12 protein-coding genes are annotated in these 12,809 nt (G+C 39.8%); 5 read left to right on the top strand and 7 right to left on the bottom strand.

The features are described 5' to 3' along the window. Positions 1 to 8: 8 nt before the first annotated feature. From ACLCEG_RS12905 to ACLCEG_RS12925, 5 genes are all read right to left on the bottom strand, one after another. Positions 9 to 581: an HdeD family acid-resistance protein gene (locus ACLCEG_RS12905; RefSeq protein WP_049066792.1), complete on the bottom strand. Its 573-nt coding sequence runs from the start codon at positions 579 to 581 to the stop codon at positions 9 to 11. 137 nt (positions 582 to 718) lie between these two features. Continuing rightward, a complete protein-coding gene (locus ACLCEG_RS12910; protein WP_151740634.1) occupies positions 719 to 1,477 on the bottom strand; it encodes a hypothetical protein in 759 nt (252 codons plus the stop codon). Positions 1,478 to 1,563: 86 nt separating this feature from the next. Further along, positions 1,564 to 4,200, bottom strand: a complete 2,637-nt coding sequence (gene topA, locus ACLCEG_RS12915) for a type I DNA topoisomerase (RefSeq protein WP_019458040.1) — start codon at positions 4,198 to 4,200, stop codon at positions 1,564 to 1,566. Between the two features lie 35 nt (positions 4,201 to 4,235). After that, positions 4,236 to 4,685 carry a hypothetical protein gene (locus ACLCEG_RS12920; RefSeq protein ID WP_004698883.1) on the bottom strand — a complete coding sequence of 150 codons (450 nt, stop codon included), beginning with the start codon at positions 4,683 to 4,685 and terminating at the stop codon, positions 4,236 to 4,238. Between the two features lie 147 nt (positions 4,686 to 4,832). Further along, positions 4,833 to 5,210, bottom strand: a complete 378-nt coding sequence (locus ACLCEG_RS12925) for a winged helix-turn-helix transcriptional regulator (RefSeq protein WP_347913951.1) — start codon at positions 5,208 to 5,210, stop codon at positions 4,833 to 4,835. 99 nt (positions 5,211 to 5,309) lie between these two features. Here ACLCEG_RS12925 and ACLCEG_RS12930 point away from each other — a divergent pair, with 99 nt between their 5' ends. Further along, positions 5,310 to 6,317 carry a zinc-binding alcohol dehydrogenase family protein gene (locus ACLCEG_RS12930; protein WP_410567788.1) on the top strand — a complete coding sequence of 336 codons (1,008 nt, stop codon included), beginning with the start codon at positions 5,310 to 5,312 and terminating at the stop codon, positions 6,315 to 6,317. Positions 6,318 to 6,372: 55 nt separating this feature from the next. Here ACLCEG_RS12930 and ACLCEG_RS12935 read toward each other — a convergent pair whose 3' ends face one another. Beyond that, positions 6,373 to 6,618: a SlyX family protein gene (locus ACLCEG_RS12935; protein WP_004698888.1), complete on the bottom strand. Its 246-nt coding sequence runs from the start codon at positions 6,616 to 6,618 to the stop codon at positions 6,373 to 6,375. A 32-nt stretch (positions 6,619 to 6,650) separates the two neighbouring features. On the opposite strand from ACLCEG_RS12935, the gene ACLCEG_RS12940 reads away from it, so the two are divergent. Continuing rightward, positions 6,651 to 8,561, top strand: coding sequence for an ATP-binding cassette domain-containing protein (locus ACLCEG_RS12940; RefSeq protein WP_410567790.1), 1,911 nt, complete (start codon positions 6,651 to 6,653; stop codon positions 8,559 to 8,561). Between the two features lie 20 nt (positions 8,562 to 8,581). Here ACLCEG_RS12940 and ACLCEG_RS12945 read toward each other — a convergent pair whose 3' ends face one another. After that, positions 8,582 to 9,589 (bottom strand): acyltransferase family protein, encoded by a 1,008-nt coding sequence (locus ACLCEG_RS12945; protein WP_410567792.1) that lies wholly within the window; start codon positions 9,587 to 9,589, stop codon positions 8,582 to 8,584. Positions 9,590 to 9,729: 140 nt separating this feature from the next. Between ACLCEG_RS12945 and ACLCEG_RS12950 the strand changes: the two genes are divergently transcribed. From ACLCEG_RS12950 to ACLCEG_RS12960, 3 genes are all read left to right on the top strand, one after another. Then, entirely contained in the window at positions 9,730 to 10,362 is a 633-nt protein-coding gene (locus tag ACLCEG_RS12950; RefSeq protein ID WP_410567794.1) for a LysE family translocator, read from the top strand. Between the two features lie 117 nt (positions 10,363 to 10,479). Continuing rightward, entirely contained in the window at positions 10,480 to 11,415 is a 936-nt protein-coding gene (lpxL, locus tag ACLCEG_RS12955) for an LpxL/LpxP family Kdo(2)-lipid IV(A) lauroyl/palmitoleoyl acyltransferase (RefSeq protein WP_410567796.1), read from the top strand. A gap of 269 nt (positions 11,416 to 11,684) precedes the next feature. Then, a complete protein-coding gene (locus ACLCEG_RS12960) occupies positions 11,685 to 12,785 on the top strand; it encodes a glycosyltransferase family 4 protein (RefSeq protein ID WP_410567798.1) in 1,101 nt (366 codons plus the stop codon). Positions 12,786 to 12,809: the final 24 nt, after the last annotated feature.

The raw sequence follows: 12,809 nt of genomic DNA on the forward strand, positions 1-12,809 counted from the left end.
TATTTAATTTAAGAAACTGTTTTTGAGCTAGAAGGTAAATGTTTAATTGCAGAAGCCAATCCTAAAAAGTTAATACCCTGAAATAAAATATCTACTGCCAAAAACATTCCCAATACCCAAAACGGTGAGTCCTTAGAAACTAAAATTAAAATACCTGTAGCTAGGGTTAATAAACCTGAAAATAATGTCCATCCCCACCCAGCAATTGGTCTTAATAAAAATGCGTTTATGGTGCGGATGACCCCAGCAATAATCAGTGCAATCGATAACAGACTAGTTAAAACTACAGCTGTAGTCACAGGTGTAGAAAATGCGTAATAGCCAGCCATTAAATACAGCACCCCAAAAAGTGCCCAAAGCCATCGACTACCACCTTTAAATACACTTAAGGCAGCAATCAAATGCAGAACACCGCCTATCATCATTAAAATACCAAATAGGAAAACAACCGAAAATGTTGCAAATGGTAGTGAACTAAATAAGACTAAACCGAAAATAATGAGCACAAAGCCTAATATTAGATACCATTTACGATCAGCATGTAGCTGATTACGAACTAAATCATTACCTACAGTTTTCATCATGGCTACTCTTATTATCAGGTATTAGGAAGTTTATATATTGTCATTATAGTGATTTACTTCACATTTATTGTCTGTATAAGATCTGCATCGTTTATTAACAATTGATGTGGATAAAACAGTATTTATCCACAATTTTATTTCAACCAACCAATTTCTTGAGCTGTTGGTAAACCTATTACGGTTTCTTGTAAATCTCTTGGCATTTTATTGGTCTGCTCAGACAATGGAGTTTTACCCCCCATGATTTCTGCTTGCTTTTGTGGGTAAAGAGGTACTTTTTCGGGTTGTGCATAACCCAATGGATAAATCGGCTGCCCTGTTTTTAAATCATATTTATCTTTTGCGCCAAAGCCATGCAATAGCTCATGAACAAGAACGACCTGATTTTCTGATGCCTGCTCACGTGCAGCAAACAAATTGACGCTACCAATACGACCTTTTTCTAAAGCAGTCGAATGGACCAAAACTTTTTGATAACGTGGATCATAATAATTTAAATAAAGTTTAAGTGACGCTCCGCTATCTTCAGGCTGTTGTTGTCGCCATGCATAAAAACGAAACTTCAAGCTCCACCAGATTACATTCAAAATATTGGCATTTTGCGGAACCACAGGTGGACGATGCTGTAGTTGTTGCCCTAAACGAATCTCAAAGTTGCTGGACTGTCCACGATAATGCTGTGACCATTCACTTAAATAGCTTTTGAGCGTTTGGAAATCAGCGTTTTGTAACTGATGAATATAAGCTTGCGTGGTTTGTAAACCATCTGCATTTACTGGGTGCAATACCACAACAATAGGCTGATTCCAGTCTTGATTCTGATCTCGCCATGCCTGAACCGCAACGATTAATAAAATAATCAATAGGCATAAAATCCGAATGTTTTTCCACATTCTTTTTCCCCATAAAAATTAAATTTTCTTTTATTGTTGTTGATATAAAAAATGCTAGCTGAGCTAGCATTTTTTAACTGTCTTATTTAGCCTTCAATCCATTTACCGTCTTGATAAATCAGGCTCCATTTGGTTTGTTTACCTTCTGGTGTTTCAGATCCTACATATTGTGATTGGTTCTTACGACTAAACTTCACAATAGTCGGATTACCTTCAGGGTCTACATCTGGAGCTTGTAAAATAAACTGGTATTTTGGATCAAGTTGGTCAGCAACACTGCGAAGCTCAGCAACTTTTGGTGCACGTGTTTCACGAATTTTCGGGAACTTACTTGCAGCCAAGAATAGACCAGCAGCACCATCACGTAACACGAAATAGTCATCATGCTTCGTTGAGCGCAAATGTTCCATCTTGATTGGTTCTACACGCGGAGGTGCAGGTTGACCACTCTTCAAGACTTTACGGGTATTGTCACAACTGGTACAAGCGAAATACGGGCCAAAGCGACCAGTTTTAAGCTGCATTTCGCCGTCACATTTATCACATGGAATAGTTGGGCCATCATAACCCTTAATCTTGAACTCGCCTTCTTCAAGCTCATAACCATCACAATCTGGATTGTTACCACAGACATGAAGCTTGCGACCACCATCAATCACATAGCTATCCATTGCTGTACCGCATTTTGGACAGCGATGCTTTGACATCAAGTCAGCCGTTTCAGCTCCATCATCATCAGATAACGCAGCTAAAGACTCAACTGGTGTTAAGTTCAAAGTGCCTTTACAGCGTTCTTTAGGCGGCAAGTTGTAACCAGAACAGCCTAAAAATACGCCAGTTGTACCTGTACGAATCTGCATTGGTCGTGAACATTCAGGACAATGTACTGCTGGTACTTCAACTGGCTGGTTACGGCGCATGCCTTGCTCGCCTTGAGCATTGGTCAAACGCTTTTTAAAATCACCATAGAAAGTATCGAGTAACTCTTTCCAGTTACGCTCACCTGTAGCAACTTTGTCGAGCTGTCCTTCAAGGTCTGCTGTAAACGCATAGTTCATCAGGTTATTAAAACTTTCATCAAGACGATCTGTCACGATCTCGCCCATCTTCTCTGCAAAAAGACGACGATTTTCTAATTTGACATAACCACGTTCTTGAATGGTAGAAATAATCGCTGCATAAGTCGATGGACGACCAATACTACGTTTTTCAAGTTCTTTTACTAAAGATGCCTCAGTAAAACGTGCAGGCGGCTTAGTAAAGTGCTGACTTGGGTCTAACTTCTCTAATTTTAAGATTTCGCCGACTTTAATAGCTGGCAAAATAATATCGTCATCAGACTTGTTGGCACCACGAACTCGCGTAAAACCATCAAATACAAGCGTACGACCTTTTGCTTTTAACTCAACGTTGCCTGCCTCAACTGTTAAAGTTGAAGACAAATATTCTGCTGGTGTCATTTGACAAGCAACAAACTGACGCCAAATCAAGTCATATAAGCGCTGAGCATCACGCTCTACACCCGCAAGTTGATCACCTGTAAGTGAAACATTTGAAGGGCGAATTGCTTCGTGGGCTTCTTGAGCACCCGCTTTGTTACCATAGCGGTTTGGCTTTGCTGGTAAGTATTTTTCACCAAACTGGCTTTCAATATGAGCACGTACCATATTTACAGCGTCATCACTCAAGAATGTTGAGTCCGTACGCATATAGGTAATAAAACCAGCTTCATACAAACGCTGCGCCAGCATCATGGTTTTCTTCACAGAGAAACCTAAGCGTGTACTTGCAGCTTGTTGTAAAGTTGAAGTGATATATGGTGCGCTCGGATTCACCTTAGTCGGCTTATCTTCACGCTGTGCAACTTTATATTCAGCGCCTTTTAAAACTTCTAATAAAGCATCAGTTTCAGCTTTATTTTTCAGTTTAAGCGTTTTACCTGCTTGTCTCACTGCTTCAAGACGGATGTCATCTTTTTTGGCTTGGGTATCTGCAAAAACTTGCCAATATTCTTCTGGAATAAAAGCACGAATTTCACGTTCACGTTCCACAACAAGTTTTACAGCAACTGACTGTACGCGACCTGCCGATAAACCACGGGCAATCTTTTCCCAAAGTAATGGCGAAACCATGAAACCCACTACGCGGTCTAAGAAACGACGTGCTTGCTGCGCATTCACACGGTTTAAGTCTAGGCGCGTTGGTTGTTTAAATGCTTCTTGAATGGCATTTTTAGTAATTTCGTTAAATACCACACGGTGATAACGACTATCGTCACCACCAATCACTTCGCGTAGGTGCCAAGCGATTGCTTCCCCTTCTCTATCCAAGTCCGTTGCGAGGTAGATTGCATCTGCATCTTTAGCAAGTTTCTTGAGTTCAGCAACAACATTTTCTTTGCCAGGTAGAACCTCGTAGTGTGCTTTCCAGTCATGTTCCGGATCGACACCCATACGATTAATCAGCGCAGATTGGGCTTTTTGTTCTTTTTCAGCTTCAGTGAGTTTTGTCCGGGCAGCCGGCTTTTTCTCTGTTGATTTGCTGCCGCCTGTTGGCAAGTCACGTACGTGACCCACAGAAGACTTAACAATGTACTGCGAACCTAAATATTTGTTGATGGTTTTCGCTTTGGCAGGCGACTCCACAATCACTAAGGCACGTTTATGTGCAGCAGAGGCAGTAGATGCTGTGCTTTGAGATGCAGAGCGCGAGGTATTCGCCATATAAAATGTTATTCCTATACCAATAAATTTAAAAATCAGGCTTCAGCCAAGGCCAACAGATAAGCCTTCATCTCATCTAATTGCGTGGCTTTTAGGTCCGATTCCTCATCCCAATAAAGGCCTACACAGTTTGCCTGCATATCAATAGCATAAATCCCTTTTAATGCAATGGGAGAATCATTAAATTTCTCATCGCCCTGCACTACTTTTAATTTTCCGTCTATAACACGAGCACGCATGAGCGTTAAACGAGCATCAGGGATTAATACACTATAATAAGCAACCATGCTGGCACGCTTTTCAGTTGCCATCGGGACATGTGTCCATTCAGGTGCGGCAATTATGCGTGGATGTAGTCCCATTTTACGGGCTTTGTCTCGCATAATACCGAGTGCCTTTTCACGCGGACTCACTCTTAAACCAAAAATGGAGCCTAGCACGAAAAGAACAATGATAACGGTAACCCAAATTCCCATATTGTCCATAGCAAAACCTATTAATCTCTTTTATTAGAGTTGCATAAGCTGACCAGAAAACGCAAGTTACATCATAAAAATAATGTCCCATTAACCTGCGAGGTTAAAAACTACAACATTTTCTCGTAGATATTCTTAGCAATCTAGACACAATATTTAGGCAGACTTTTCAGTTTCAAGAGTGGATAACTTACCGAACCGATCCAGATGGGCATCTCCCCATGTTTTTAAAGCAAATAGAATCTGCTCAAGACCTTGTCCTAAATCTGTCAGGCTATATTCGACTTTAGGAGGAACTTGAGGATAAACCTCGCGATGAATAATGCCATCTTGTTCTAACTCACGAAGCTGATTGGTGAGCATTCTTTGCGTAATGCTTGGAACTCGTTTACGGATTTCATTAAATCGCAAAGTTCCTTCATTTAGTAAATGCCAAAGAATCACACATTTCCATTTACCATCAATCAAACTGATTGCGGCTTCAACTGAACAACCCGGTGAACAGTCAAAACTTGAATGTCGAGCTTTTGCCATTTTACAGTATCCTTTTTGACACTATGAGCGTTATTTGTCTGTAGTCACTATTTTTAAGCTTACGTTATGATCAAACTCTCAACAAGAGGAATCACAATTATGAAAGCTGTGGCATATCAAAAAGTAGGGCCTATTACATCGCCAGAGGCACTCGTAGATATTGAACTCGACACTCCCGTTGCAGAGGGCCATGATCTGCTTGTTCGCGTACAGGCAATTTCGGTCAATCCAGTTGATACCAAAATACGTAAAAATGTAAGTGCTGAATCTGGTTGGAAAGTGCTTGGCTGGGACGCTGTAGGTGTGGTTGAAGCGACTGGAGATAAAGTCACTCAATTTAAAGTAGGTGATGTAGTCTGGTATGCAGGTGCTTTAAATCGCCAAGGCAGTAATAGTGAGTTGCAATTGGTTGATGAACGTATTGTTGGTCATAAACCAAAAACTTTAGAAGCAACTGAGGCTGCAGCTCTGCCTTTAACAGCAATCACGGCTTGGGAAATGCTATTTGATCGTTTGCAAGTTCCAAAGACTGCACCAGAAAACACAACAATATTAGTGATTGGCGGGGCTGGTGGTGTAGGCTCTATTACCATTCAGCTTCTTAAACAGTTAACTAACCTTACGATTATTGCGACAGCTTCACGCCCTGAAACGAAAGAATGGGTAAAACAACTAGGTGCTGACTATGTATTAGATCATCGAGAGTCTTTAGTGCCACAAATCAAGCAATTAGGCTTAAATGCACCTTCATATGTGTTCTCGACCACTCAAACAGATCAGCATTTGGCAGATATTGTAGAGTTGATTGCACCACAAGGGCATTTTGGACTCATTGATGACCCTGAGCAGTTAGATATTAAACCGTTTAAATCGAAGTCTGTATCGGTGCATTGGGAGTTTATGTTTACGCGTTCAATGTTTCAAACTGAAGATATGCAAAAACAAAGTGAACTATTAAATGAAGTCAGCAAGCTAGTTGAGGAAGGGAAAATCAAAACAACTGTGACTGAAGTTTTAAGCCCTATTAATGCTGAAAATTTAAAACAGATTCATCAACAAATTGAGAGTGGTAAGACAAAAGGGAAAATTGTTTTACACGGTTTTTAACTAAAATTAAAAATATCCTCTAGTTAAAAAGGCAAGTATTGAACTTGCCTTTTTATTAATAGTGAGGAGGTTTATTGGTTAATGGGTCAAAAGGCGCAATACCTTCTGATAAATCTGAAGATTCCACACGTAGGTAAAGTAATTGCATTTGTTTTTTCAAATCAGCTATTTCCTGAGTTTGAATAGCGAGTTGTTGATTTAATTGTTCAACTAAATCATCCAAAAATGTAATTCGCACTTGCAAATCTTCAATGGGTGCGGAAAATGACGCTTGATCATCATGATATGGTGGTTTAGTCATTTAAATCCTCATTTGAGATTCTGGAAAACATTATGGCCTATATTACCCTAAGGGATGTCCAACTTGCTTTTGGCGGACCTGCCCTGCTCGATGGCGCGAACTTTAATCTAGAACGTGGCGAACGAGTCTGTTTAATTGGGCGTAATGGTGAAGGTAAGTCTACTTTACTTAAACTCATCGAGGGAAGCTTATTACCAGATTCTGGTGAAGTTTCTATTCAAAATGGTCTAACAGTTTCTATGTTAGCCCAAGACGTTCCAATGGATTCTGGCAAAGTTGCTGACATTGTGGCAGATGGCGCAGGAGAAGCTGCCGAAGTACTTAGAGCTTACCATGAAGCAACCGATGCTTGTATGCTAGGAGACATGGAAGCTTGCGACCGTATGGGTAACCTTCAGCACAAGCTAGACCAACTAGATGGCTGGGCATTAGAAAATAAGGTGAATGCCCTACTAAGTAAAATGGGTCTCGACCCAAACGCAGATTTGGCAGACTTATCTGGTGGACGTAAACGTCGTGTTTTACTCGCTCGTGCTCTTTTAACGCAGCCAGACGTATTACTTCTAGACGAACCAACCAACCATTTAGATGTTGAAAGTATTGAATGGTTAGAAAAATTCCTACTCGATCAAAATAATTTAACACTTCTATTTATTTCGCATGACCGTTCTTTTGTAGATAGCATTGCGACTCGAATTGTTGAACTTGACCGCGGCATTTTACGCGGCTATGAAGGTAACTATTCACGCTATTTGGAGCTTAAAGCTCAGCAAATGGAAGCAGAAGAGAAACAAAACGCTTTATTTGATAAAAAGTTAGCTGAAGAAGAAGCTTGGATTCGTCAAGGGATTAAGGCACGCCGTACCCGTAATGAAGGTCGTGTTCGTGCATTAAAAGCTTTACGTGAAGAATCAAAAGCACGCCGTTCACAACAAGGCAAAGTGAGCATGGCGACTCAAGAAGCAAATCGCTCAGGTAAATTAGTATTTGATATTGAGCACTTAAGCGTATCTTATGATGATAAACCACTCATCAAAGACTTCTCTACCCTTGTCATGCGTGGTGACCGTATTGGCCTAGTAGGCGATAACGGCGTTGGTAAAACGACTTTAATTAAAGCCATTTTAGGTGAAATCGAACATGGCGGTTCAGTTAAAACAGGTACACAATTAGAAGTTGCCTATTTTGACCAGTTGCGTAATGCCTTAGACCTTGAAAAAACAGTCATGGCAAACGTTTCAGAGGGTTCTGACTTTGTTGATGTGAATGGCAACCGTCGTCATATCTACAGCTATTTACAAGATTTCTTGTTCTCACCTGAACGTGCACGTACACCAGTAAAAGCCCTTTCTGGTGGTGAGCGTAACCGTATTTTGCTTGCTAAATTATTACTTAAACCATCGAACCTGATTGTGATGGACGAACCAACCAATGACTTGGATATGGTGACTCTTGAGCTACTTGAAGAGATGCTGTCTGATTACAAAGGCACGCTATTACTTATTTCGCATGACCGCGCATTTATGGACAACGTCGTAACATCGACTTGGGTATTTGATGGCAAAGGTAATATTGCAGAATACATCGGTGGCTACCAAGACTACTTACTACAACGTCCAGATGACAAAGTAGTAGATCAGAAATCTGACGTTAAAAAAGCTCAGGCAAAAGCTGAAGCTGAAAAAGCTGCTGCTCAAAGTAACGTTAAAAAGATGAAATTGAGCTATAAAGACCAACGTGAACTTGAGCAACTTCCTGCTGAAATTGAAAAGCTGGAAGTTGAACAAGCCGAGCTTTCTGACAAACTTGCAGATGGTTCATGGTTTGTATCTGATGCAGATGCTGCGACTCAAGCAAGCCAACGCCTCGCAGAAATTGAAGAATTACTGCTTGAAAAATTAGAGCGTTGGGATGAACTTGAGCAAATGAGTAAAGGCAGTTAATCAATAAAAAAGGGCTTTAATTAAAGCCCTTTTTTTGGATTTAAAATTTCTAGTAATTTCATAAAAGGTTTATAAACAAATAAAGAGATGAAGCGAATTAAACGTTCAAATATCTGTAACTGCAAAATCATACAAGTGAGGATAGCCAAAACAAGACTAATGAAAATATTGATCTCGACCGAATATTTAAAACTTAATTGATGAATCAAAATAATAATTACAAAACCATGCAATATATAAACTGGCAGCGTTTTTTGGCCTAAACCGATCCAAGGCCGTTTAAAATTTTGAGTGAGTACAAATAAACTCAAAACACCCATAGCCGATAGCAACATAAGTACACAGCGAATCAGCATTCCCTGCCATAAATCTACATGTAGTTGAAAATATGACAAACTACCAAATAGCCAGTAATAACTATAATGACTTATAGCCGCTACAGCAGTAATGATTAATAATGTGATAACAGCAAATAACTTTGCATAAGGCAACTGCGGAATATACTGAAAAATGGTTTTACCATAGATCACCCCAGCCATAAAAAAAGGTAGAAAAACAAAAATTCGACCTATCGAATAGCTGTAATTATTGATGGGTGAGCATCCAATAAGTAAAGCTAAAACTATTGAAAACAGAACTGGATATGCCGTCTTTTTTAGGAAAAAAGCGAGAACCGTCCAAGCCCCCATGCCAAACAAATACCATAGCACCCAATAAGGCTTAGCAAACCATACCAAATGGAATGACCAATTCCATAAACTTCCGCTATAAAAGGCATCAAGCAATTGAAATAAAATTTGAAATGGCAAATACAACGATAAAAAGTAAATTACCTTTTCTAGGATTTTCTCTTCTTTAAAAAACATGCCTGATATAAAGATAAAAGCTGGCATATGAACAAAGTAAATACTCCCTAAAATCGCTTGATTTAGAGGTTCGTTCCAGCCAATTAACCTTTCAAGGTAATGACCCAATACAACCAGAAAAATTAAGACACCTTTTGTGGCATCGATATGGAGATTTCTCATAAATTTCTATGAATTCCGGATATTCATATCATACTGAATTATTCTTATTTTTTGATTCAAAAAGACAATCAATAAAGTTTCACTGTATACAAAATAATTATGATATACCTACCAGTATAATAATATTTAAGGATATTTACGTGCTAGATCTCTCTCAAATTTTGGCATTCGGACTCATTTGCTTGGCGATGGTACTCACCCCAGGTCCAAACATGATTTATCTTATCTCTCGTTCCATTAGTCAAGGCAAAATCGCAGGTTTTATTTCCCTCGGGGGCGTTGCTGTTGGTTTTGTATTTTATATGCTCTGCGCTTCTTTCGGGATCACAGCGCTTGTCGTGGCAGTTCCGTATGCCTATGACACGATTCGGATTGTAGGGGCGATATATTTACTCTGGCTTGCATGGAAAGCCTTACGTCCAAATGTAGCGCCTATTTTCAGTGTAAAAGACTTATCTATCGATTCACCATTAAAACTATTTTTAATGGGCTTTTTGACAAATTTACTTAATCCTAAAATTGCGATTATGTATTTGTCTTTATTGCCACAGTTTATTCACCCACAACAAGGCAGTATTTTAGCGCAGTCTATTCAACTCGGAACCATACAAATTTTTGTAAGTGTTTCAGTCAATGCACTGATTGTGTTTTCTGCAGGTAGCATTGCGCTCTTTCTACAGCAAAAACCACTTTGGGCAAGCATCCAACGCTGGATTATGGGTACCGTATTAGCTGGACTCGCTGTTCGTATTCTTTTAGAACACCGCAGATAACCTACTTTATTTGTCTTTACAGCTCTAAACCTTCAATTTACTCCTGTGTATTACGACGATAAATTCAGTTCGTGATACACTTTTGGCTGTTTTAACTTTTAGATTTTTTATATCGTTATGAGCCAAAAGCAGCCTTATACGCCCGGTGAGTTTCAGTGGTCCTTTTTATTACCTAAATATTGGGGTGTATGGATTGCGATTACTTTCCTCATGCTTTTGGCTATTTTACCATGGGCGATTCAATGGCGTTTGGCTCACGGGTTAGCAAATATCGCTTGGAAATATTTAAAATCTCGTCGCAAAACTACTATTCGTAATTTAGAAGTTTGCTTTCCAGAGTGGTCATCTGAAAAAGTACAGCAACAAGCAAAACAAGTTTTTGTAGATATGATGCTTGGTATTTTTGAGACATTAAATGCTTGGTATAAACCGTATTGGTTTAACAACCGTGTCACGATTGAAGGTTTAGAACATATTACCAATGCTCAAGCTCAGGGCAAAGGCGTTTTATTACTGGGAACTCACAGTACTTTGCTTGATGCTGGTGGTTATGTATGTGCTCAATATTTTGAGCCAGATGTTGTGTATCGCCCTCAAAACAACCCTCTACTCGACATGCTGATTTATCGTTGTCGAGCAACGATTTATAAAGCTCAAATCGATCATGATGATATGCGGGGCTTAATTCGCCACCTTAAAGATGGTGATGCCATTTGGTATAGTCCCGACCAAGATTTCGGACTCAAGCAAGGTGTTATGGCACCTTTTTTTGGAGTGCCAGCTGCTACAGTCACGGCCCACCGTCGTTTATTAAAAATTTCAAAAGCAGTTGCAGTCCCTTTATATTTTTATCGTCATGGCGATGTACAGAACCCTAAATATCATATCTTGATTGAACCTGCTGTCGACAATATGCCAAGCGAAGATGAAGTCGACGATGCAACCCGCGTGAATAAGATTATTGAGAATCAGCTTCGTATCGCACCAACTCAATATATGTGGTTTCATCGTCGATTTAAGACACGTCCTGAGGGATATGAAGAGATCTACTAAGATAAAACCGTAATGATTTTAAATTGGTAGTAGGCACAACATTATTTATATGACTCGCGGAAACGTCATCCACAACCTGCCCAAAATCAGTGAAGATACTGTTTCTGCGATATAATTTGATACACACAAGCAGTGAACAGGTTTTGTGGATGAGAATGGTTTTGCCTACTTTTGCCAAAACAAAAGTAGGTCGAACCGAAGGTTAATCTCTAAATTTCGACTTCAAAATTGCAAGATCCCGCTTTGCTACAACCTAAAGGCAAAAAACAATGAAAGTGATGCAACTTCTCCCAGAACTCAATAGCGGTGGCGTAGAACGCGGCACACTGGAAATTGCACGTGCACTGGTTGCACAAGGTCATCAATCTTTGGTTGTATCAAACGGCGGACGATTAGTATCCCAACTTGAAGCTGAAGGTTCTAAACACTTAGCCCTACCGATTCATAAAAAATCTTTATCGAGCTTGTGGCAAATCCGCCCTTTACGTCGACTTATTGAAGAGCATCAGCCCGATATTGTTCATGTACGCTCACGTGTGCCAGCTTGGCTTACCCATTTTGCCTTAAAAGGAATACCAGCACATAAGCGTCCTCACCTCATTAGCACAGTACATGGTTTCTATTCAGTTAATCGTTATAGTGCAATCATGACTCAAGCTGAAAAAGTAATTGCCGTTTCTGACAGCGTAGTTAAATACATCACTGACCATTATAAAAACTGTCCACCACAAGATATTGTCCGGATTTATCGAGGAATTGATCGTGCTGCTTTCCCGCATAACTATCAACCTTCAGCACAGTGGTTTAATCAGGTTTTTAATGATTTTCCTGAACTCGAAAATAAATTTTTACTATGCTTGCCTGGTCGTATTACCCGCTTAAAGGGACATGAAAGCTTAATTGAGTTAATGCAACAACTTCAGTCGCAATATCCTCAATTACATGCTGTGGTTGTGGGTGGTGCCGATGCTAAAAAACAGGCCTATTTAAGTGAGCTGCAAAGCACCATTCAAAACAAAGGACTCGCAGATAAGATCACCTTTGTAGGACATCGCTCAGATATACGTGAATGGCTCGCTTTTAGCGACATCGTGCTCTCTCTATCCAATCAAGCAGAAACATTCGGTAGAACAGCATTAGAAGCGCTCTCAGTCGGTACACCAGTCATTGGCTGGAACCGTGGAGGTGTTGCCGAGATTTTATCGAATGTATATCCACAAGGTCTGGTTGAAGCAGAAAATGAAAAAGCCTTAGTAGAAACAGTAAAGCATCATATTGAACAACCTCAAACAGTCGCTCCTGTGACCATGTTCAGTTTAAAAGATATGTGTGACCAGACTCTTGAGCTATATCAAAGTATACTGAAATAACGTAATAAAAAACCCGCGATGATC

It is taken from the genome of Acinetobacter sp. H1(2024) (genome assembly GCF_046557555.1).
Taxonomy (GTDB): domain Bacteria; phylum Pseudomonadota; class Gammaproteobacteria; order Pseudomonadales; family Moraxellaceae; genus Acinetobacter; species Acinetobacter seifertii.

Bases quoted from the DNA above. Each gene is read 5' to 3' on its own strand.
- ACLCEG_RS12910 (WP_151740634.1), bottom strand. From the start codon at position 1,477: ATGTGGAAAAACATTCGGATTTTATGCCTATTGATTATTTTATTAATC.
- ACLCEG_RS12960 (WP_410567798.1), top strand. From the start codon at position 11,685: ATGAAAGTGATGCAACTTCTCCCAGAACTCAATAGCGGTGGCGTAGAA.
- ACLCEG_RS12925 (WP_347913951.1), bottom strand. From the start codon at position 5,210: ATGGCAAAAGCTCGACATTCAAGTTTTGACTGTTCACCGGGTTGTTCA.
- ACLCEG_RS12945 (WP_410567792.1), bottom strand. From the start codon at position 9,589: ATGAGAAATCTCCATATCGATGCCACAAAAGGTGTCTTAATTTTTCTG.
- ACLCEG_RS12920 (WP_004698883.1), bottom strand. From the start codon at position 4,685: ATGGACAATATGGGAATTTGGGTTACCGTTATCATTGTTCTTTTCGTG.
- ACLCEG_RS12940 (WP_410567790.1), top strand. From the start codon at position 6,651: ATGGCCTATATTACCCTAAGGGATGTCCAACTTGCTTTTGGCGGACCT.
- ACLCEG_RS12935 (WP_004698888.1), bottom strand. From the start codon at position 6,618: ATGACTAAACCACCATATCATGATGATCAAGCGTCATTTTCCGCACCC.
- ACLCEG_RS12905 (WP_049066792.1), bottom strand. From the start codon at position 581: ATGAAAACTGTAGGTAATGATTTAGTTCGTAATCAGCTACATGCTGAT.
- lpxL (WP_410567796.1), top strand. From the start codon at position 10,480: ATGAGCCAAAAGCAGCCTTATACGCCCGGTGAGTTTCAGTGGTCCTTT.
- ACLCEG_RS12930 (WP_410567788.1), top strand. From the start codon at position 5,310: ATGAAAGCTGTGGCATATCAAAAAGTAGGGCCTATTACATCGCCAGAG.
- topA (WP_019458040.1), bottom strand. From the start codon at position 4,200: ATGGCGAATACCTCGCGCTCTGCATCTCAAAGCACAGCATCTACTGCC.